We start from the raw sequence: 21,397 nt of genomic DNA, 5'->3' as shown, positions 1-21,397 counted from the left end.
GGCATCGGGACCCGGAACCGTCGGGCCGACAATGCCGCTTTTGGCGCTTCACCGCAAGGATTCGGGCCGGGCGATCCCCGCCGCACGTCCCAAATCGGCCAAGTGACCGGTCAAGAGCGCCCCAAGACGCTGCTAGTATGGCCTTATCGTGGCCACGGACCGCAACCGCAGCCCGGTTCTCACGCGAACGTGCGTCACAAGGCCTGGGTCACGTCGCTTTGGTCACATTGGGCCTTGATCACCAGGGTCTTGGCTCGGTGAACCCCGCTTACATCGCCTCGTAGTTCGGGCCGCCACCGCCCTCCGGAGGAACCCAGGTGATATTGCCGTTGGGGTCCTTCACGTCGCAGGTTTTGCAGTGAACGCAATTCTGGGCGTTGATCTGGTAGCGCGGGCTCGAACCCTCCTCGACCCATTCATAGACGCCGGCCGGGCAATAGCGATTCGAAGGACCCGCGAACACGTCGTGCTCCGAGGTCTTCTGAAGATTCATATCCGTGACCTTGAGATGGACCGGCTGGTCCTCCTCATGATTGGTATTGGACAGGAACACCGAGGACAGCTTGTCGAAGGTAATCTTGCCGTCCGGCTTCGGGTAGTTCTTCGGCGCGTGGGCCTTGGCCGGGTCGAGTGTCGAGCGATCAGGCTTGGCGTGCGGCCGGGTTCCGAACAGCGAAGCGCCGAACAGCGTGTTGCACCACATGTCGAAGCCGCCGAGCGCGACGCCGAGCACGGTGCCGAATTTCGACCACAGCGGCTTGACGTTGCGGACCAGGAACAAATCCTTGCCGACCGAGGAAGAGCGCCAGGCGTTCTCGTAGTCGACGATCTCGTCATTGGCGCGATTGGCGGCCAGCGCGGCCGCAACATGCTCGGCGGCAAGCATGCCGGTGCCCATCGCATTGTGCACGCCCTTGATACGGGGGACGTTGACGAAGCCGGCCGCGCAGCCGATCAACGCGCCGCCGGGGAAGCTGAGTTTCGGCACCGACTGATAGCCGCCTTCGGTGATGGCGCGCGCGCCATAGGCGAGCCGCTTGCCGCCCTCGAAGGTGCCGCGGATCGAGGGGTGCGTCTTGAAGCGCTGGAACTCGTCGAACGGCGACAGATACGGATCGTCGTAGTTGAGATGCACGACGAAGCCGACTGCAACGAGATTGTCGTCGTAGTGATAGAGGAACGAGCCGCCGCCGGTCTTCAGGTCGAGCGGCCAGCCGAACGAATGCTGGATCATGCCCTTTTGATGCTTGGCGGGATCGATCTGCCAGACTTCCTTGAGCCCGATGCCGAACTTCGCCGGCTCGCTCTTGGCATCCAGCGCGAACTTCGCGATCAGCTGCTTGGTCAGGCTGCCGCGGGCGCCTTCGGCGAACAGCGTGTACTTGCCGAGCAATTCCATGCCACGGGTGAAGGAGTCCTTCGGCTTGCCGTCCCGGCCAATGCCCATGTCGCCGGTGGCGATGCCCTTCACCGCGCCCTGCTCGTCATAGAGCACTTCGGCGGCGGCAAAGCCCGGATAGATCTCGACACCGAGCGCCTCGGCCTTGCGCGCGAGCCAACGGCAGACATTGCCAAGCGAGCCGATATAGCAATGATGGTTGTCCATCAGCGGCGGCATCATGAAATTCGGCAGCTTGATCGCGCCGCCGCCCGTCATCCAGTAGAAGCGGTCGTCCTTGACCTGCGTCTTCAGCGGGCAGTCGGAATCCTCGCGCCAGTCCGGGATCAGCTTGTCGAGCCCGGCCGGATCGATCACAGCGCCGGAGAGAATATGCGCGCCGACCTCGGAGCCCTTCTCCACCACGACGATGTTGAGATCGGCATTGATCTGCTTCAACCGGATCGCCGCAGCCAGGCCCGAGGGGCCGGCGCCGACGATGACGACGTCGAATTCCATGGATTCGCGCGGGGGAAGTTCTTCGGTGCTCATCTGATCTCAGCCCTTGAGACGGTCCTTGGTCGATTGCGCCCTCTTGTTTCCGATTTTTCCGGGTAGGACAACCTAGGAAATGCGTTTCGCTGGGATACAAGGCGGCCTAAACTGAACCAATAGTCAGACTTTCCAAATGATCCCAGAACCCGCACCCACCGTCCGAGAGCTTCTCGCCTTCTATCTGGAGGCTGGAGTCGATTGCGCGCTCGCGGAGGAACCGACCGACCGCCTGGCGGAATTGGATACCCCGCCTCCGGCCCCGCGTGCGCCACCTCCGGTCGAAGCACCGCGACCGGTGGCCGCCCCCGCGGTGATACGCGGCGAGACCGCACCCGCGCCCGACATCGCGATCGCCTCGGCGCGCGAGGCTGCGCGCACCGCGCCGACGCTGGAGGCGCTACGCGAGTTGATGCAAAGCTTCGACGGCTGCGCGCTAAAACACACGGCGACGCGGTTGGTGTTCGCCGACGGCAATCCGCAGGCGCGCATCATGTTCGTCGGCGAGGCACCGGGCCGCGACGAGGACATCGAGGGGCTGCCCTTCGTCGGGCGCAGCGGAAAGCTGCTCGACCTCATGATCGGCGCGATCGGGCTCAACCGCACCACCGCCTACATCGCCAACGTGATTCCGTGGCGGCCGCCCGGCAACCGCACGCCGACGCCGCAGGAGACGCAAATCTGCCTGCCCTTCATCCAGCGCCAGATCGAGCTGGTGAATCCGGATGTGCTGGTGACGCTCGGCAATCCCGCGACGCAGACGCTGCTCTCGACCCGCGAAGGCATCATGCGCACCCGCGGCCGCTGGTTCGACTACGAGACGGCTGGCCGCACCATCCGCGCGCTGCCGACCTTCCACCCGGCCTATCTGTTGCGCTCGCCTTCGTACAAAAAGCTGGCTTGGCAGGATCTGCGGGCGATTGCGAAGATCCTGGCGGGATAGCCGGTCTCTCGTGTCCCGGACGCGATGCAGCGCCATAGCGCTGCTTCGCAGAGCCGGGACCCAGCATGCCGCAACATGGGCCCCGGCTCTGCGGCGCATCACTTCGTGCTGCGCAGCGTCCGGGGCACGAGAGTGTCACGTCCCCTTCGGCCGCACGATGGCCCAGCCGATACGCAGGAGCTGCTGGCGTCCGGTCACCAGCCATTCGAAGGCGCGCGGCACTTCCGGGACGATGCCGGGAAAGCGCGCCAGGATTTCCGGCGGTGGGGTGCCGGCGGTATCGGAGGCGCGCCAGACCACGACGCCGCCGGTCTCGCTGAATTTGGCCTGATTCATCCACGGCGTACGCGCGGGCTCGGCATCGATGAAGAGATGCGGCCGGCCGGAATGCAGCGTGATCAGGCTCGCAAGCTGGGTCTCGCCGGCGACCGCGCGCAGGCGATGATTGGTGCGGCGGGCAAAGCTTTCGTCGAAGAAGTCCGAAATCGCCCGCGCCGGCATCGAGGTCGCGATCTCGTTGGCACCGGTCCAGGGCAGGAACAGGACGGCAAGCACGACGCCGATTGCGGGCGCCACGACGGCGCCGGCCCACACCATCCGCAGCATCTTCGTCCGGCGCATCGCGATGAGATCACCGGCCACCACGACCACGGCAAGCCCCGATATGACCAACACGACGCCGGCGCCGCCGACGACGGCATCGAGGCCCAGCAGGCCGGAGATCAGCACCGCGCCGAGCGCCGGCGCCAGCGCGAAGAAATAGACGAAGTTGCGCGCGAGCGGCTCGACCGGCGGGCGGTAGATGATCGGCGCCTCCTCGCTCCTGGGCACGAACAGGCCGGTGTTGAGGATCGTCAGCGCCGGGATCGCCGCCGCGCCGAGCAGGAGCCCTCCGAGCAGCCAGCCCGCGTGCAGCGCGCGGGCATTGAGTTCGGCGACCTCAGGCCAAGCCGGCAGGACGAGCGCCTCGGCGCGCATCAGCCAGACCGCATAGGGCAATGCCAGCACGGCGACGACCACCAGCGCAAACAGCGGGTCGAATGCGCGCAACGTGCGGCGGCCGCCCGCGGTTGCGAGCGCGAAGGCGATAAGCAGCAGCAGGAGGAAGATCGCCGCGGGCGTCGTCAGCAGCAGGAGGCCGGCCTCGATCGACCAGGCGAACCAGGCATTGCCGCGGCGCTGGCCGATGATCTGCCAGGAATGCAGCAGCAGCAGTGCCCAGAGCGGCCGCGCCAGCACAAGGGGGCCGAAGTCGAGTGCGGGCGACGAGAAGGCCAGCATCGTCATGGTCAGCAGCACGGCCAGCACCGCCTGCTGGGGGCCGACCACGGCGCGGGACAGATGATAGAGCGTGATGAAGGTTGCGATCCCGCAGAGCTCGGCCAGGACGTAGACGCCGAACACGTGGCCGCCGGCGGCGCGATAGGCGATGTCGGCGAGCCAGATCGGCAAGGGCGGGCCCAAATCAGTGCCGACCTGGTATTCGCGGCCGAAGGCCAGCAGCGTCGCGAGGCTGCCGGGCGGGCTGCGATAGAACGCCAGCGCCACGAACAGCCACATCGCGGCCTGGAGCAGCACGGCGATCCACACGATCAGCCGCGGCCGGGCGCGAATGAGCTCGATAACCAGGGAGGTAAACCGCATGCAACGTCCGAAAGATGCAGCCAACCCGTCCAGCCGGCCCTATTCGCTCACGACTGTTTTGATAGAGGGCGCTGCGCGTCGTGGCAACCGAGTCTGGTCTAGAGATTTGCCGACGCGTCCACTTCCAGGCTGGTGTCCACCTGCACCTCGATCTCGGTCACCGCAAACAGGTCCTGCGCCGGCTCAACCGTCCAGGGCATGTGCTTGGCGCGGGCGGCGACGACGGGGGCAAAGAAGCTGCGGTGGTGGACGGTGGGGCCGAGGCGGTTGAGCGCGTCGAGGTGCTCGGGAACGGCGTAGCCCTTGTGCTGCTCGAAACCGTAGCCGGGGCAGTCCTGCGCCAGCGCGCACATCAGGCGGTCCCGCGTCACCTTGGCGACGATCGAGGCCGCCGCGATCGACAGGACGATGCCGTCGCCGCCGATCACGGCCTCGCAGTCGCATTCGGTATCGAGCCGGTCGCGGCCGTCGACGAAGACGTGGCGGGGCGCCTCAGGCAGCGCCACCACGGCGCGCTTCAGCGCCCACAGCGAGGCGCGCAGGATGTTGTCGCGGTCGATGCGGGAGCGCGAAGCGACGGCGACCGAGACCTGCGCGGTGGCGCAGATCTTGTCGAACAGCTTTTCGCGCGCCTCGGGCGTCAGGCGCTTGGAATCGTCGATGCCGCGCGGGATGCGGTCGGGATCGAGAATCACCGCAGCCGCCACCACAGGACCGGCCAGCGGCCCGCGGCCGGCCTCATCGCAGCCCGCGACCGGCCAGATCCCGCACTTGAACAGCGCGCGCTCGCGGCGGAAGCTTGGGGGAACGATGATGGCGCTTTTTCCGCCGGCCAGCGCCTTGGCCAATTTTTTGGGCGCAGCTTTCTTGTTACTGAGCGCAGCCTTCTTGGGCGCACCTTTGGCCGGCTTCTTGGCGGATTGATCCCGAATCATGGCCGGGATCGTGCGCAAGCGGCGTGGCCTGCGCAACCGGGAACCTCGGACAATTCCCGTTATTCAGGGTCAGCCGCCCTATTCCGCCAGATGCACCCGCCGGTCCTCGCCGACCTCGATGCCTGGCGCGACCACGACCTCCCAGGGATGGCCGTCAGGATCGGCGAAATAGCCGGAATAGCCGCCGTAGTCGGTCTGATGCGCGGCCTTCAGCAGCGCGGCCCCCTTGCTGAGGGCGAATGCCAGCACCGCGTCCACCTCCTCACGCGCGCGACAGTTCCATGCGAGCGTCATGCCGCGGAACGTCGATGGCCTCGGAGTATCGGGCAATTTGGCGTCGGCCGCGAGCTGATCCCAGGGAAACAGCGCAAGCACCGGACCGCCGGTGTCATAGAACGCAACGGCCTCACCGGTCACCTTCAGCCGGCGCGAAAACCCGAGCGCGTCGTAGAAAGCGATGCTGGCGCGGATGTCGCTGACACCCAGCGTGATGACGGTGAGCCGCGGGATAGGAGCTGGCAATTCCTTACTCATACAACACCTCGTCCACTTCGTCGCTCAGAACAGGCTGAGCTGATCGCCGTTCCGCTTCGGCTTGGCAAAATGATCCGTCGTCAGCTTGGAGCGCCGCTTGTTCAGCCCCAGCCTGTCGCAGGCGATCTCGAAGCGGCGGCCGATGGTCCAGGCCATCGGGCCAGTGCCCTTCATGCGCTCGCCCCATTTCGCGTCGTAGTCGCGGCCGCCGCGCATGTCGCGGATCAGCGTGAAGACGTGGCGGTAGCGGTCCGGATAGTTCGCCATCAGCCATTCACGAAAGAGATCGCGTACCTCAAGCGGCAACCGCAGCAGCACGTAGGAAGCTTCCTTGACGCCAGCATGGGCGGCGGCATCCAGGATGCGCTCGATCTCGGAATCGTTCAGCGCGGGGATCACGGGCGCGACCATGACGGTGGTCGGAATGCCGGCCTCCGAGAGCTGCTTCAGCGCCTCCAGCCGCTTCGGCGGCGTCGATGCCCGCGGCTCCATGGTGCGCGCGAGCTTCGGATCGAGCGAGGTCACCGAAATCCCGACCTTGGCGAGGTTGCGCTTGGCCATACGCGCGAGAATGTCGATGTCGCGGGTCACCAGCGCCGACTTGGTGACGATGCCGACGGGATGGCCGGCGCGTTCCAGCACCTCCAGAATGCCGCGCATGATCTTGCGGTCGCGCTCGATCGGCTGATAGGGATCGGTGTTGGTGCCGATCGCGATCATCCGCGGCTCGTAGCCGGGCGCAGCAAGCTCCTTCTCGAGCAGCGCCGGTGCCTCAGGCTTCACGAACAGCTTCGATTCGAAGTCGAGCCCCGGCGACAGGCCGAGATAGGCATGGGTCGGCCGCGCGAAGCAATAGACGCAGCCGTGCTCGCAGCCGCGATAGGGATTGATCGAGCGATCGAACCCGATGTCGGGAGAATCGTTGCGGGTGATCACTTTGCGCGAGGTGTCGACGCCGACGGTGGTCTTGAACGGCGGCAGCTCTTCCAGGCTCTGCCAGCCATCGTCGAAGGCGACGCGCGCCTCAGCCTCGTACCGGCCGCTGGCATTGGATTGGGCGCCCCGCCCTCGCCTGCGCTGCTTGTCGATGGCGACCGCAAGCTCAGGGAAAGCAGAAGGCGCACCCGCCGGCTCGGAGGGCGCCGTGACCGGCGGGTGCTTGAGAGCATGAGAGGATGCTGGACTCATGAAGCCAAGATAGCATGTCGAAGGAACAAATCAAGAACACAAACAAAAAACTGAAAAACAACCCCATGCACAGTAACCGCCCAAATGTCGGGCGGGCGCCTTCGACCTCGCGCAACACGCCCGTTCCGACGACTTCGTTTGATGCCGGTCAGGGATCAATCGCCGCAGATCGATGTTGGTGACAATCGCTGGGTGAAGGTCGGCAAGAACATGACAAATCGAAGACAATCGCCTGCGGCGAGCAGCGACCTCGGCCTCCTCGATCGCTACTGGCGCGCTGCGAACTATCTCTCCGTCGGGCAAATCTACCTGCTCGACAACCCGCTGCTGCGCGAGCCCTTGCGGCCCGAGCACATCAAGCCGCGTTTGCTCGGCCATTGGGGCACGACGCCGGGTTTGAACTTCATTTATGCCCATCTCAACCGCGTCATCCGCGCGCTGGACCTGAGCGTGATCTATGTCTGCGGTCCCGGCCACGGCGGCCCCGGCATGGTCGCCAACACCTATCTCGAAGGCAGCTACAGCGAGATCTATCCCGATATCGCACGCGATACGGACGGATTGCGCAAGCTGTTCAGACAGTTCTCCTTCCCTGGCGGCATTCCGAGCCACGCGGCGCCGGAAACGCCGGGCTCGATCCATGAAGGCGGCGAGCTCGGTTACGCGCTGGTGCATGCCTACGGCGCGGCCTTCGACAATCCCGACCTGATCGTCGCCTGTGTCGTCGGCGACGGCGAGGCCGAGACCGGCCCGCTCGCGGCGTCCTGGCACTCCAACAAGTTCCTCAATCCCGCCCATGACGGCGCGGTGCTGCCGATCCTGCACCTCAACGGCTACAAGATTGCCAATCCGACGGTGCTCGGGCGGATGCGCGATGAAGAGATCCGCGATCTCTTCCGCGGGCTCGGCCACGAGCCACTGTTCGTCGAGGGCGACGATCCCAAATTGATGCACCGAGCCATGGCGGACGCGCTCGACGTCGCGCTCGCCGGCATCCGGTCGATCCAGCAGCACACCCGCGACGGCCGCAAGAGCGTCGAACGTCCGCGTTGGCCGATGATCGTGCTGCGCAGCCCGAAGGGCTGGACCGGCCCCAAGGAGGTCGACGGCAAGAAGGTCGAAGGTTTTTGGCGTGCACATCAGGTGCCGGTCGCGAACTGCCGGGAGAATCCGGCGCATCTGAAGATTCTCGAAGACTGGATGCGCAGCTACGAGCCGGAAAAGCTGTTCGACGGGAGCGGCGCGCTCATTGCCGAGCTCCAGGCGCTCGCGCCCGAAGGCAATCGCCGCATGGGCGCCAATCCGCACGCCAATGGCGGCCTTCTGAAGAAGGAGCTGAAGCTGCCGGACTTCCGCAGCTTCGCGGTGGACGTGCGAGAGCCCGGCGGCGTCATGGGGGAAGCGACGCGCGAGTTCGGCAAATTCCTGCGCGACGTCATCCGCCTCAACGCGCAAGAGCGCAACTTCCGTATCATGGGTCCGGACGAGACCGCGTCAAACAGGTTAGACGCAGTGTTCGAGGCGACCGAACGCGTCTGGATGGAGCCGATCGAATCTTACGACGTGCATCTCGCGCAGGATGGCCGCGTGATGGAGGTGCTGAGCGAGCATCTCTGCCAGGGTTGGTTAGAAGGATATCTGCTCACCGGACGGCACGGCTTGTTCTCCTGCTACGAGGCCTTCATCCACATCGTGGATTCCATGTTCAACCAGCACGCCAAATGGCTCAAAGTGACGCGGCATCTCGCATGGCGGCGCCCGATCGCCTCGCTCAATTATCTGCTGACCTCGCATGTCTGGCGCCAGGACCACAACGGCTTCAGCCATCAGGATCCCGGCTTCGTCGATCTCGTCGCCAACAAGAAGGCCGACATCGTTCGCATCTACTTCCCGCCGGATGCCAACACGCTGCTGTGGATCGCGGACCATTGCCTGCGCACCTACGATCGCATCAACGTGATCGTCGCCGGCAAGCAGCCGGCGCCGCAATGGCTGTCGATGCAGGAAGCGGCCACGCATTGCGATGCGGGCATCGGCATCTGGAGCTGGGCCGGCACGGAAGACGTGGGACAAGAGCCCGACGTGGTGATGGCCTGCGCCGGTGACGTGCCGACGCTGGAAACGCTCGCCGCGGTCGACCTCCTGCGCAAGGCACTGCCCGACCTGAAGATGCGCGTCGTCAATGTCGTCGACCTGATGACCCTGCAGCCTCGGGAGCAGCATCCGCACGGCCTCGACGACCGCGACTTCGACAGCCTGTTCACGCGCGACAAACCAGTGATCTTCGCCTATCACGGCTATCCTTACCTGATCCACCGTCTCACCTACAACCGCACCAACCATGCCGGCATGCATGTGCGCGGCTTTGCCGAGGAAGGCACCACGACCACGCCGTTCGACATGGTCGTGCTCAACGGGCTCGACCGCTATCACCTCGCGATCGAAGCGATCGAACGTGTGCCTGGGCTCGCCGCCAAGGCGGCGCAGGTGAAGCAGCAATTCCGTGACAAGCTGATCGAGCATTCGCGCTATGTGCGCGAGCACGGCGAGGACATGCCGGATGTCCAGGGCTGGGTCTGGCCGAACAGCGCAGGCGGCAACACTCCGGCGGAGGCGGGCGACTGACAGCAGCCATGTCGAAAACGGTTCTCGTTCTTAACTCGGGATCGTCGAGCATCAAGTTCGGCCTGTTCGGCATGTCGGCGGCCGAGCCCGCCCTGCTCTGCAAGGGCTTGCTCGACGAGCACGAGACCAGGCCGCGGCTCGTCGTGAAGAGCCCCGCGGGCGACGATCTGTTCGAGAAGCAGAGGAAAGCATCGGATCCGGACAGCGATCATCTTTTCGTCGACGTGCTGGGCTTCATCGAGGACCGTTTTGGCGACCGCCGCTTGGTCGCCGTCGGCCACCGCATCGTCCATGGCGGCCCGGACTATTCCGGTCCGGTCGAGCTGACGGATGATGTCTACGCGAAGCTGGAGGCGCTGACGCCGCTTGCCCCGCTGCACCAGCCGCGTTGTCTGGAGCCGGTCCGCACCATCAAGGCGATCCGGCCGGCGCTGACGCAGATTGCCTGTTTCGACACCGCCTTCCATCACGGCCTGACGCCGCCCGCGAACCGGTTCGCCATCCAGAGGCGCTATGAAAAGCGCGGCGTCCGGCGCTACGGATTTCACGGCCTCTCATTCGAATATGTCGCGGGGCGTCTCGCTGCGACCGCGCCGCAGCTCATCACAAAGCGCACCGTCATTGCGCATCTCGGCAACGGCGCAAGCCTGTGCGGCTTGCGCGATGGCCGCAGCATCGACACCACGATGGGCCTGACGCCGCTCGACGGTCTGGTGATGGGCACGCGCTGCGGCACGATCGACCCCGGCATGCTGCTCTATCTGCAACAGCACGAGAAGATGTCGGTCGAAGATGTCCAGCGTCTGCTCTATCACGAATCAGGCCTGCTCGGCGTCTCCGGCATCTCCTCGGACATGCGCGTGCTGCTTGCGAGCGGCGAGCCTGCGGCGCGGGAGGCGGTCGAGCTCTTCACGTTCCGCGCGGCGCAGCAGGTCGCGATGATGGCGACCACGCTCGGCGGCCTGGACTGCCTGGTCTTCACCGGCGGCATCGGCGAGCACGCCAAGGAAATCCGCAGCGCAATCGCCGAGCGTCTCGGCTGGCTCGGTATGCGCGTGGATGCCCCGGCGAATGATGAGGGATGCGAGCGTATCAGCAGTAGCGATAGTACAGTCGATGTCTTCGTCATTCCAACGAACGAGGAACTGATGATCGCACGGCATTGTGCGGCGGTGCTGCGACAAGAAAATCACATTTGAGAGTACGTGGCAGGGCAATCTTTTCGTAGCCATCCTTCGAGATGCCCGCCGTTGGCGGGCTCCTCAGGATGAGGTCCTGCTCCGCGGCGAAATCTTAGACCCTCATGGTGAGGAGCGCCGCCCTACGGCGCGTCTCGAACCATAAGGCCAAGGACGCTCGCAGAGTCAGTGCGTCCCCGACCAAATCTGGAAACAGCCGATCGCAACCTCGATCACGATCAGAACCACCACCGCGATTTCGAGGCGGAGCGAGCGCTGGGTGTCGATGATGTCGGTGAGCGCGTTGGCAGTCTCGGACACGGCGGTGAGCTTGCGCTCGAGCGTGTCGAGGCGCTCCTTCAGTTCATACTCGTCTTCCAGGCGGGCATAGAGCCGGTCGAGCTCGGGCTTCTCCCAGAGCACGTCCGGCTTCTCGGCCACCGCAACACGGCCGGCGACGCGCTGCTGGACGAGAAGCGCATTGCCGATCAGTTGCAGGATGCCCTTGCGCCGGGGCGGTGTGCGGCCCTGCTCGGCGAGCTTGCGCGCAAACGGCTCGATCACGTCGAAGACCGCGGCGACACGCCGCTCGTCGCGCGCAAGCGAGGTACTCTTGGCGAGCGCGTCCGCGATCAGCAGCAGCCGGTCGTCGGAGAATTTGGCGAGGCAGATCGGGCCGCCCGGCTGGATCGCCTCGGCGCTTTCGTCCTTGCAGAGCTGCGCCTGCGCGATCTCCTCCTCATGGGGGCTGAGCTCGCCGGTCACGCGGGGCTTCAGGCTGTCGATCAGCACCTTCTCTTCCGAAGGGAGGAGGCCGATCAGCACCACGACGCCGTAGCGGAAGATCACCGCAAGGCCGGCATGGACGCGGAAGGCGGCTGGCGTCGAGGAGACGGTCGCGCCTATCTCGAGGCCTGAGGGATTGATGCGTTCGCCCAGCATCACGGCGCGGATCCGCAAGATCGGCGCGCCATCCAGCCTGGGAGATGTTGCCGGCGTGTTAACAGCAAGTTGATCGGCGTTCATTCGAAGCCCCTCGTCAGCGGCGCGATTGCACGTTTTTCCCGTTCCCGCGCTGGTCAGCTATCGGATCCGCTTTTTGCAGGATTGCGAACGGCCTGGGCGTCGCGCAAGGTTGCGGCAACCTCCGCACTAATACGGTCAAGCAAGGACGGCGCCGAAACATTCGGCAATATCGCCACCCCGCACGGGACATATTTGGATGCGACGGCTCCGGCGGTTTACCATCGTAGACCGAAGCGCGGCCGAAAAGTTGCACTCGGCGACGCTGCATGTTTATGACAACATCATAATATAATTAGTTGCGCTTCTCCCGAAGTGCGGAGACTGAAGCCTCAATCATGTTAAGCGTCATCATTCCGACCGAAGGCGTCGAGCAGACGGCGGTCGCAACTCTGGCCGCGCTGGTACCGGGTGCCGCTGCGGGCATCATCCGGGAAGTGCTCCTGGTCGATGGCACCCGCAACGGCGTCATCGAGCGCGTTGCCGACGTCGCGGGCTGCCGTTTCATCGGCTTCGAGGGATCCTCGCAAGGCGCAGCCCTCGCCGCCGGCGCACTCCAGGCCCATTCGCCCTGGCTGATGTTCCTGCCCGCAGGCGCCGTGCTGGAAACCGGCTGGATCGAGGAAACCACCCAGTTCATCCAGACCGTCGCGTCCAGCGGCCGGGACCGTGCGGCCGTCTTCCGCTATGCGCGCTCGCCATACGCCGACGCCGGATTCCGCGACATCTTCCGGGCCGTGACGCGCAAGCTCATCGGCCCCTTCGGCGATCAGGGACTTTTGATCGCGCGTGATCACTACGACCGGATCGGCGGCTACCCGCCCCAGGCCCGCCGCCCCGAGGCACGGCTGCTGCGGCGGCTCGGCCGCTCGTCCCGGATCATGCTGCGCAGCCGGATCGTCATGGTCGGCTGAGGTCACCAGATACTTGCCAAAGTCAAATAATTGTTTGACAATGGCAAATATCGAGGTGACCATGCCGTTCAACGGTACCGACGACCACATCGCAGCGGTCCGCGCCTTCAACCGCTTCTACACTCGCAAGCTTGGCGTGCTCGACCAGCACCTTGGAAAGAGCCCGTTCTCGCTCAGCGAGGCCCGCGTGCTCTACGAGCTCGCGCAACGGGACGATCTTGCCGCAAAGGAGATCGGCAACGAGCTTGGCCTCGATCCCGGCTATCTCAGCCGCATCGTGCAAAGCTTCGACGAAAAGGGGCTGATCACCCGCAGGCCCCTGCCCGCGGATCGCAGGCAATACCAGCTCAGTCTCACCGCTAAGGGCCGCCAGACCTTTGCCAAGCTGAACCTGGGCTCGCAAAATGAGGTCGCCGCAATGCTGGCTCAGCTTTCGGCCAGCGATGCAACGCGGCTCACGCAGGCCATGGCGACCATCGAGGCTGTGCTGGAGCAACGTCGAAGCCAGCCCGCGGCTTTCATGCTGCGCGGCCATCGCGTCGGTGACATGGGCTGGGTCATCTCCCGGCAGGCCGCCGCCTATGCGGCCGACTACAACTGGGATATCAGCTACGAGGCCCTGGTCGCCGAGATCTGCGCACAGTTCATCAAGGGCTATGACGCCGCGCGCGAGCACTGCTGGATTGCGGAAGTGGGTCGCGAGCCGGTCGGCTCGATCTTCCTGGTCAAGGCCACGGACGAGATTGCGAAACTGCGCCTGTTGCAGGTGGAGAAGAAAGCGCGGGGACTCGGTGTCGGCCGCGCGCTGGTCGAGCAATGCATCCAGGGCGCACGCGAGAGAGGCTACAGCAGGATGACGCTGTGGACCCAAAGCAATCTGGTCGCCGCGCGTGGCATCTATCAAAGTGCAGGCTTCAAGCTCGTGAAGGCAGAGAAGCACCACAGCTTCGGTGCCGATCTGATCGGCGAGACTTGGGAGCGGGATCTCTGATTATTCGCAACGAGCGAGATGCAAGTAAATGTGCCCGTGCGGATGGACCCCGCATCCGGCGCTTTGCGCCACCTGCTCCCACAAGGGGAAGAAGAGCGCGACTACACCGTCGCGCCCTGGGCCTTCGGGCGGCGCAGGTGTTCGTCCAGCCGCGGCATGATCTCGACGAAATTGCAGGGACGCGTGCGGTAGTCGAGCTGGGCCTTGAGAATACCGTCCCAGCCGTCGCGGCAGGCTCCGGGCGAGCCGGGCAAGCAGAAGATGTAGGTCGCGCCAGTCACGCCGGCGGTGGCGCGGCTCTGGATCGTCGAGGTGCCGATCTTGGCGTGGCTCAGCATGTGGAATGCGATCGAGAAACCGTCCATGCGCTTCTCGAACAAGGGCTCGATCGCCTCCGGCGTGACGTCGCGTCCCGTAAAACCGGTGCCGCCGGTGGTGATGACGACATCAACGCCCGCGTCCGCAATCCAGCCGCGGATGACGGCGCGGATCGCCTCGACGTCGTCGGTGACGATCTCGCGCGCGGCGAGATGATGGCCGGCCGCAAGGATCCGGTCGGCGAGCGTCTGGCCGGACTTGTCGTCAGCGAGCGCGCGCGTGTCGGAAACAGTGAGAACCGCAATGTTGAGCGGGATGAATTGTTTTGTTTCGTCGATGGACGCCACGACTCTTTCCTCTCGTGTCCCGGACGCGATGCAGCGCGAAGCGGTGCAGCGCAGAGCCGGGACCCATTATGAAGCTCGGCAGGACCGGCTTTGTAGGCCCCGGCTCTGCAGCGCATACTTCGTGCTGCGCAGCGTCCGGGGCACGAGATCATCGCTACAACGACCCGCCGCCGAACGTGTTGCAGGCCTGGACCGTGCCCTGCTGGTAGCCGGTCATGAACCACTGTTTGCGTTGCGCCGCCGAGCCGTGGGTGAAGGAATCGGGCACGACGCGGCCCGTGGCCTGGCGCTGCAGCGTGTCGTCGCCGATCGCGCTCGCCGTGGTGAGTGCGGCGTCGATGTCGCCCGGCTCCAGGAAGTTCGGCCGCTTCTTCGCCTCGCGATTGACCCAGACACCGGACAGGCAATCGGCCTGCAATTCAACCTTCACCTGGAGCGCATTCGATTCCGCCTTGCTGCCGGCCTGCTGCTGCAGTCGCGTCACGCGCGGAATGATGCCGAGCAGGTTCTGGATGTGATGGCCCGCCTCATGGGCAATGATGTAGGCGGTGGTGAAGTTACAGGCGGACTTGCCGGAGCAGCCGCGAAAACGCGTCTCGACCTCGCGGAAGAAACCGGTATCGAGGAAGATGGTCTTGTCGGGCGGACAATAGAACGGTCCCATTGCCGACTCTGCCCGGCCGCAACGGCCGCCATTGGTGACGTTGCGGAACAGCACGACCTTCGGACCGGTGTAGGACTGGCCCGAGGCCTGGAAGATCTCGCTCCAGCGATCGTCGATCTCGCCGAGGATGCCGGAAATCATGCTGCCCATCTCGTCGGTCGGCGCACCGCGCTTCGCCGAGGACGACTGGCGATCGGTCTGGTAGGACGGCGCCTGACCGCCGCCGGTCAGGATCTCGGCGCCGCCGATCAGGATGCGCGGATCGATCCCGAAGGCATAGCCGACCAGGCCGAGCACGATCATGGCGCCGATGCCGAGCCCGCCGCCGCCCATGGGCAGGCCGAACCCGCCTCCTCCACCACCGCCGCCGCCATCGTCGCGACGATCCTCGATATCGTCGCTGCGGCGGAAATCATCGTAGCGCATGGCGGCTTCCCTCGGTCCTGGATGGCATCATTTGGGCGCAAGAAAGCTCAACGCGCCACACACGTAAAATTTCCATGGCGTTAATCAATATCCCGCTCGGCAATTATTGCCTAGTGCGACAGCATGACCATGGCAGCAATTTTTTCCGGGCGTCGTGCAATTTTTTCCGAGAGAAATTTGAAGTTTTTTGGCACTCCGGCCGCTCCCGCAACACGAAGAAACGCGAAATGCGCTGTAAAACACGGCTAAAGCGTGCAGCAAACCACGCACGACGCGCGACGCGACGACTGCTCACGAAAGCGGCGGGTTAAGTCGATTTTTACTTTGCCGCTGCAATGTAACGGTCAGTCGGTTGTTTGGTCCCGCGTCGCCGACAGCGTCGCCTGAGTCAGAGTTCTTGAGTCATGGTAGAGTCGCGTCGCGGGGCGTCTGCAAGGGCGCCCCGCACAAATTTTGAATCTCCTTCGCACAGCATCGTCCTCGGCGATTGCGTCGCCGAGATGTCGAAGCTTCAGGCTGGTTCGGTCGACCTGGTGTTCGCCGATCCGCCCTACAATCTCCAGCTCAAGGGCGATCTCAAACGCCCCGACGAATCCCATGTCGACGCCGTCAACGACGACTGGGACAAGTTCGATTCGTTTTCCGCCTATGACGATTTCACCCGCGCCTGGCTGCTTGCCGCCCGCCGCGCGATGAAGCCGTCGGCGACGATCTGGGTGATCGGCTCCTATCACAACATCTTCCGCGTCGGCGCGGTCATGCAGGACCTCGGCTTCTGGCTCCTGAACGACATCGTCTGGCGCAAGACCAATCCGATGCCGAATTTCCGCGGCCGCCGCTTCACCAACGCACACGAGACCATGATCTGGGCCGCGCGCGACGAAAAGGCCAAGGGCTACACGTTCAACTACGAGGCGCTGAAGGCCGCCAACGAGGACGTGCAGGCACGGTCCGACTGGCTGATCCCGCTCTGCACCGGCGAGGAGCGCCTCAAGGGCGCCGACGGCAAGAAAGTACATCCGACGCAGAAGCCGGAAGGCCTGCTCGCGCGCGTGCTGCTGTCGTCATCGAAGCCCGGCGATCTCGTGATCGATCCCTTCAACGGCACCGGCACGACGGGCGCGGTCGCAAAGCGCCTCGGTCGCTCCTATATCGGCTTCGAGCGCGACAAGACCTATGCGAAAGCGGCCCAAGCGCGCATCGCCGCGGTCGAGCCGCTGCCGGAGGCGAGCCTTGCCCCGTTCATGACCGCGCGCGAAGCGCCGCGGGTGGCGTTCTCCGAGCTGATCGAGCGCGGCATGATCATGCCCGGCACGAAACTGTTCGACGCCAAGAAGAAGCTCGGCGCACTGGTGCGCGCTGACGGCGCCATCATGTTCGGCGACAAGGTCGGCTCCATCCACCGCATGGGCGCGGTGGCGCAAGGTGCGCAAGCCTGCAACGGCTGGACCTTCTGGCACATCGAGACCAAGAAGGGTCTCAAGCTGATCGACGAACTCCGCGCCGAAATCCGCGCCGGCATGGCGGCCGGGTAGGCTTCCCGCGATCTTGAAGGGTGGGCAAAGCGAATCGTGCCCACCATCCCTGTCAATCCGGACCGAAGCAGTGCTGGTGGGCACGGCGCTTTGCGCCTTTGCCCACCCCACGGCGTCTTGAATGACGTGACGGCCGGGACTAGATTTGAGAGGTCAGTCCCGACCGGTCGGCTCCCATGCGACGACAGTCCGAGACATTGCTGCTGCTACCGCTACTGCCGATCTTCCTGGTCGGCATGTTTCCGATGTTCCTGATCGCGCTGCTGGGCTTCTTCGGCCTCGCCTTGTTCGGCGTGCTCGTGGTCTGCGCCGGGCTCGCCAGCAGCAACGAGGCACACGACAATTTCAATCATGACGTCATCATTCACGGCAACGCGCGCGGATCTGAACGCAAGGCGCGGGCCTCCGACATGCATATCGCCACGCGGCTCGGGCTGCGCCTGGAGGCCGTGGGCGCGGCCATGGTCATTACGGCGGCGATTGGCCTTTGTTACGCCGGCTGATCTGCATGGCGCGCAGGTGCCGCCCGGCAAACTCGCCGGTTGCTCCCACCGACAAGGTTCAGGCAAGAGAAGGCCGTCAGCGACAGTGACGCTGCCTCCGCTCTCGGCCACCAAACACTGGGGAGACGCCCGATGCTCAAATTCTATTTCAACGGTTCGCCGAACCCGACCAAGGTCGCGCTTTATCTCGAAGAGTCCGGCCTGCCCTTCGAGCCGGTGAAGATCGACACCCGCAAGGGCGAGCAGTTCACGCCGGACTATCTGAAGATCAATCCGAACGGCAAGGTGCCGGCGATCGACGACAACGGCACCATCGTGTTCGATTCCAACGCCATCCTGCTCTATCTCGCCGAGACAACCGGCAAATTCCTGCCCGCCGCCGATTTTCGCGGCGAGACGCTGTCATGGCTGATGTTCATCGCCACGGGCGTCGGGCCCTATTCGGGTCAGGCCGTTCACTTCAAGCATTTTGCGCCGAAGGACCAGAACCACGACTACGCGCATAACCGCTATCAGTTCGAGACCGATCGCCACTACAAGATTCTCGACGGCCACCTCGCCAGCCGCCGCTATGTGGTCGGCGACGGCTATTCGATCGTCGACATGGCGCTATGGGGTTGGGCCCGGATGGTGCCGTTCAAGCTCGGCGACGACGCCTTTGCACGATATCCGAACGTGAAGCGGCTGGTGGACGAGGTCTCGGCGCGGCCCGCGGCGGCGCGCGCGATCGCGTTGAAGGACAAGTTCACCTTCAAGGCCGAAATGGACGACGAGGCCCGCGGCAACATGTTCAAGCACATGACCACGAAAGTGGCCTGATCGCGCCACGCCGCTAAGCGAGGCCACGCGCATGCGCGTGGCTTTTTGCCTTCAAGCCTCAGGCGGCGTGGACCGAGTTGAGGAACTTGGTGACCTCTTGCTTCAACCGGTTGCTGTCGGCCGACAGCGAACGCGCCGCCGAGAGCACCTGCGAGGAAGCCGAGCCGGTCTCGGAGGCGCCGCGCTGCACGTCGCCGATGTTGGACGACACAAGCTGCGTGCCTTGGGCAGCCTGCTGGACGTTGCGGGAGATCTCCTGCGTGGCCGCGCCCTGCTCTTCGACGGCAGCGGCGACGGTCGACGAGATCTCCGACAGCCGCTGGATGGTGCCGCTGATTTCCCTGATCGAGCCAACCGACTCCTCCGTCGCGGCCTGGATGCCCGAAACCTGCTGAGCGATCTCGCCAGTGGCCTTCGCGGTCTGCTCGGCGAGCGCCTTGACCTCCGAGGCCACCACGGCAAAGCCGCGGCCGGCTTCGCCTGCGCGCGCCGCTTCGATGGTGGCGTTCAGCGCCAGGAGGTTGGTCTGGCCGGCGATGGTGCTGATCAGTTCAACCACGTCACCGATGCGGGCCGCGGCCTTGGAAAGCTCGCCGACACGCGCGTTGGTCCTGCTCGCCTGACCGACGGCTTCGCCGGCGATGCGGGCCGATTCCTGTACCTGGCGCGCGATCTCCGTCACCGACGAGGACAGCTGTTCCGTCGCCGAGGCAACCGCCTGCACGTTGGCCGTGGCTTCCTGCGACGCGGAGGCGACTTCCGTCGATAGATCCTGGGCCCGCGAAGCGGTCGTGGTCAAAGTGCCTGCGGACGCCTCGAGCTCGTGCGATGCCGACGACACGGTGTCGACGATCTCGCCCACGGCCTGCTCGAACTGGTCGGCCAGTTTCACCATGTCGGCTTTGCGGCTCTCGGCCTGGCGCGCCTCGATTTCGGTCTGCTCATGGCGCAGGCGCTCGGTGTCGATCATGTTGGTCTTGAACACCTCGATCGCCTTGGCCATGTCGCCGATCTCGTCAGGCTTGCCGCGGCCGGGGATCGCGACCTCGAGATTGCCGCCGGCAAGCAGCCCCATCGCGCGCGTCATCGAGGTCAGGGGACCGACGATGCTGCGGGCGATCAGGAAGGCGACGATCAATCCAAACAGGATGGCAAGGCCGCCCGCGATCTCCTGCACGGTCGTGGTGCCGTCAATGACGGCTTCGGCCCTGCTGCGCGAATCCTTGTAGTCCTTCTTCAAGGCCGTTTCCGCGACCTTGAGCTTGGCGATACTGTCGACGATGAGAGGCGCGAGGTTCTTGTGGTAGATCTCGTCGGCCTGGAGCATCGCCGCCGACGTCGTCTCGAAGGCGGTTTTGTAGATTCCGAGCGAAGTCTTCACCGGGGCGAGCGTGGTTCGTAATTCGGTCGCCTGCGGGCTCTTTTCGATCGCTGCGAGCCGCTGCGACGCCCTGTCTACATTGGTTCTGAAGTTCGCGGGCCCCTTCACGTCGCGCAGGGCCAGGAAACGCCAGTTTGCGATCTGAACGAGAAGAAGCCTGGATTCGAGGTCGGCGACGAGGGACGCAGTGTCTTCATCGACGGCTGCGCGCGCCACATCGACCAGCTTGTTCATCTTGACGGTGAGCTCATCGCCGCTCGGCAGCAGCGTCGCCTTGCCGGTTCTCGCCTCGTTGACGGCGTCGCCGAGATTGTCACGCAGGCTTCGCATCTTGGCGATGTCGGCGATCAGATCATTGTAGAGCTTTCGGCGCTCCTCGGAGAGCGTGCCCTTCGCCCCGACTTGCAACAGCTCGGTCGCCGCGGCCTCCCGTTCCGCCGCCTCCCGCATTGCAGGCTCGTTGGCGTCATAAATGTATCGCAGATTGGCCCGCTGGATCGCCTGAAGATGGGTCGATATCTCCAGAACCCGTGCCGTACTGTCCGAAAACGCCGAGGCCTTTGCGACCTGATCCTGCACGGTCCGTAAATTCCAGACGGCGACCACCGCCATTACGAGACCAACCGCCACCAAGGCCATGAAACCTGCGTACAGGCGTCCCCTGATCCGCAAACGAAAACTCGGCATTCCCACTGTCCACCCAGATGCATGTGAATTCGGGCGGACGAACAACTCCGGCGATCGTCACGGCCACCCCCGGCAGCCGCGCGTCACGCTTTACGCGACTCACGCTGCACTGCGACACAATGGGGGACACTCGTTAATTGAACCTTCAAATTTTTCGAGCGCGCATGCGTCAGACGGCACAACATCGCTGATTTTATCGGCAGGTTGAGCACGGTTTTGGCGCGAAGCCCGCAGCAGCGTGCAGGCCGCTGCAGCTTATCCGGACTGCGCCAGACCGACACGACCATCGCCGACGGGGCGGACGGCAGCGGTCGCCGAACGCGACGCCGCTCGACCCGCTCAGCTCACGGCCGTTTGCGGAAACGGGCCGAGTGCATTCTCGGTCAGCACCGAGTCGCAATATTCCCGGATCTCCTTGATCTTGCCGTCCTCGAGACGAAACACGAGACAATAGTCGTTGTCATAGCGCACCCCCTCGGGCGTGACGTTGTCGCCCTTGGCCTCCACGACGACGATGTCGCCGTCGGCAATGAAGCGGTGGGCGACGGTCCGTGTCCGGTCGACCAGACGGGTCCGCACATAGGCATGCAGATCGTTGAGGATCGCCTCTTTCCCTGCGAAGGTGCGCGACCAGGAGTACTGGCCGGTCACGACCCATCTGGCGTCGTCGGCAAGACTTGCGGTGAACAAGGCGCGGTCGCGCGCGACCGGATCGGAACTGGCGGCGGCCGCGAAAATATCCTGCATCAGTTTTTTGTTGGCATTTGCGCTCATGGCGGCATCTCCGTTGGTGAGAACACCGGGATCATCGC

18 protein-coding genes are annotated in these 21,397 nt (G+C 64.6%); 8 read left to right on the top strand and 10 right to left on the bottom strand.

Annotated features, from left to right (window positions below; translation table 11 throughout):
- Positions 1-268: 268 nt before the first annotated feature.
- Positions 269-1,930 carry an electron transfer flavoprotein-ubiquinone oxidoreductase gene (locus tag ABIB06_RS02175; RefSeq protein WP_354045831.1) on the bottom strand — a complete coding sequence of 554 codons (1,662 nt, stop codon included), beginning with the start codon at positions 1,928-1,930 and terminating at the stop codon, positions 269-271.
- 136 nt (positions 1,931-2,066) lie between these two features.
- Between ABIB06_RS02175 and ABIB06_RS02170 the strand changes: the two genes are divergently transcribed.
- Positions 2,067-2,873, top strand: a complete 807-nt coding sequence (locus ABIB06_RS02170) for a uracil-DNA glycosylase (protein WP_354045830.1) — start codon at positions 2,067-2,069, stop codon at positions 2,871-2,873.
- Between the two features lie 135 nt (positions 2,874-3,008).
- Here ABIB06_RS02170 and ABIB06_RS02165 read toward each other — a convergent pair whose 3' ends face one another.
- From ABIB06_RS02165 to ABIB06_RS02150, 4 genes are all read right to left on the bottom strand, one after another.
- On the bottom strand, positions 3,009-4,517 hold the full coding sequence (locus ABIB06_RS02165) for a glycosyltransferase family 39 protein (protein WP_354045828.1): 1,509 nt from the start codon (positions 4,515-4,517) through the stop codon (positions 3,009-3,011).
- Between the two features lie 98 nt (positions 4,518-4,615).
- Positions 4,616-5,452: a ribonuclease HII gene (gene rnhB / locus ABIB06_RS02160; protein ID WP_354045826.1), complete on the bottom strand. Its 837-nt coding sequence runs from the start codon at positions 5,450-5,452 to the stop codon at positions 4,616-4,618.
- A gap of 78 nt (positions 5,453-5,530) precedes the next feature.
- A complete protein-coding gene (locus tag ABIB06_RS02155) occupies positions 5,531-5,986 on the bottom strand; it encodes a VOC family protein (protein WP_354045825.1) in 456 nt (151 codons plus the stop codon).
- 24 nt (positions 5,987-6,010) lie between these two features.
- A complete protein-coding gene (locus ABIB06_RS02150; protein ID WP_247340329.1) occupies positions 6,011-7,174 on the bottom strand; it encodes a PA0069 family radical SAM protein in 1,164 nt (387 codons plus the stop codon).
- 210 nt (positions 7,175-7,384) lie between these two features.
- Here ABIB06_RS02150 and ABIB06_RS02145 point away from each other — a divergent pair, with 210 nt between their 5' ends.
- Together ABIB06_RS02145 and ABIB06_RS02140 are read left to right on the top strand one after the other, a co-directional pair.
- Positions 7,385-9,799: a phosphoketolase family protein gene (locus tag ABIB06_RS02145; protein ID WP_354046114.1), complete on the top strand. Its 2,415-nt coding sequence runs from the start codon at positions 7,385-7,387 to the stop codon at positions 9,797-9,799.
- 8 nt (positions 9,800-9,807) lie between these two features.
- Positions 9,808-10,998, top strand: coding sequence for an acetate/propionate family kinase (locus ABIB06_RS02140; protein WP_354045822.1), 1,191 nt, complete (start codon positions 9,808-9,810; stop codon positions 10,996-10,998).
- 165 nt (positions 10,999-11,163) lie between these two features.
- Here the strand turns inward: ABIB06_RS02140 and ABIB06_RS02135 are convergent, their stop codons facing one another.
- Positions 11,164-12,003 (bottom strand): RMD1 family protein, encoded by an 840-nt coding sequence (locus ABIB06_RS02135; protein ID WP_247440819.1) that lies wholly within the window; start codon positions 12,001-12,003, stop codon positions 11,164-11,166.
- Positions 12,004-12,338: 335 nt separating this feature from the next.
- Between ABIB06_RS02135 and ABIB06_RS02130 the strand changes: the two genes are divergently transcribed.
- Positions 12,339-12,914 carry a glycosyltransferase family protein gene (locus tag ABIB06_RS02130; protein ID WP_247340335.1) on the top strand — a complete coding sequence of 192 codons (576 nt, stop codon included), beginning with the start codon at positions 12,339-12,341 and terminating at the stop codon, positions 12,912-12,914.
- A 61-nt stretch (positions 12,915-12,975) separates the two neighbouring features.
- Positions 12,976-13,905, top strand: a complete 930-nt coding sequence (locus ABIB06_RS02125; RefSeq protein WP_354068577.1) for a bifunctional helix-turn-helix transcriptional regulator/GNAT family N-acetyltransferase — start codon at positions 12,976-12,978, stop codon at positions 13,903-13,905.
- A 101-nt stretch (positions 13,906-14,006) separates the two neighbouring features.
- Here the strand turns inward: ABIB06_RS02125 and moaB are convergent, their stop codons facing one another.
- Entirely contained in the window at positions 14,007-14,570 is a 564-nt protein-coding gene (gene moaB / locus ABIB06_RS02120) for a molybdenum cofactor biosynthesis protein B (RefSeq protein ID WP_247340341.1), read from the bottom strand.
- A gap of 154 nt (positions 14,571-14,724) precedes the next feature.
- Positions 14,725-15,660, bottom strand: coding sequence for a KPN_02809 family neutral zinc metallopeptidase (gene ypfJ / locus ABIB06_RS02115; RefSeq protein ID WP_247340343.1), 936 nt, complete (start codon positions 15,658-15,660; stop codon positions 14,725-14,727).
- A gap of 404 nt (positions 15,661-16,064) precedes the next feature.
- Between ypfJ and ABIB06_RS02110 the strand changes: the two genes are divergently transcribed.
- From ABIB06_RS02110 to ABIB06_RS02100, 3 genes are all read left to right on the top strand, one after another.
- Positions 16,065-17,195, top strand: a complete 1,131-nt coding sequence (locus tag ABIB06_RS02110) for a site-specific DNA-methyltransferase (RefSeq protein WP_276000874.1) — start codon at positions 16,065-16,067, stop codon at positions 17,193-17,195.
- 176 nt (positions 17,196-17,371) lie between these two features.
- Positions 17,372-17,698 carry a hypothetical protein gene (locus ABIB06_RS02105; RefSeq protein WP_247340348.1) on the top strand — a complete coding sequence of 109 codons (327 nt, stop codon included), beginning with the start codon at positions 17,372-17,374 and terminating at the stop codon, positions 17,696-17,698.
- 132 nt (positions 17,699-17,830) lie between these two features.
- Positions 17,831-18,517 (top strand): glutathione S-transferase family protein, encoded by a 687-nt coding sequence (locus tag ABIB06_RS02100; protein WP_247340350.1) that lies wholly within the window; start codon positions 17,831-17,833, stop codon positions 18,515-18,517.
- Positions 18,518-18,575: 58 nt separating this feature from the next.
- Here the strand turns inward: ABIB06_RS02100 and ABIB06_RS02095 are convergent, their stop codons facing one another.
- Together ABIB06_RS02095 and ABIB06_RS02090 are read right to left on the bottom strand one after the other, a co-directional pair.
- A complete protein-coding gene (locus ABIB06_RS02095; protein WP_247340353.1) occupies positions 18,576-20,585 on the bottom strand; it encodes a methyl-accepting chemotaxis protein in 2,010 nt (669 codons plus the stop codon).
- A 339-nt stretch (positions 20,586-20,924) separates the two neighbouring features.
- On the bottom strand, positions 20,925-21,359 hold the full coding sequence (locus tag ABIB06_RS02090; RefSeq protein ID WP_354045819.1) for a nuclear transport factor 2 family protein: 435 nt from the start codon (positions 21,357-21,359) through the stop codon (positions 20,925-20,927).
- Positions 21,360-21,397: the final 38 nt, after the last annotated feature.

Source organism: Bradyrhizobium sp. LB8.2 (assembly GCF_040548035.1).
Taxonomy (GTDB): domain Bacteria; phylum Pseudomonadota; class Alphaproteobacteria; order Rhizobiales; family Xanthobacteraceae; genus Bradyrhizobium.
This window is presented reverse-complemented; position numbering and strand designations above follow the sequence as displayed.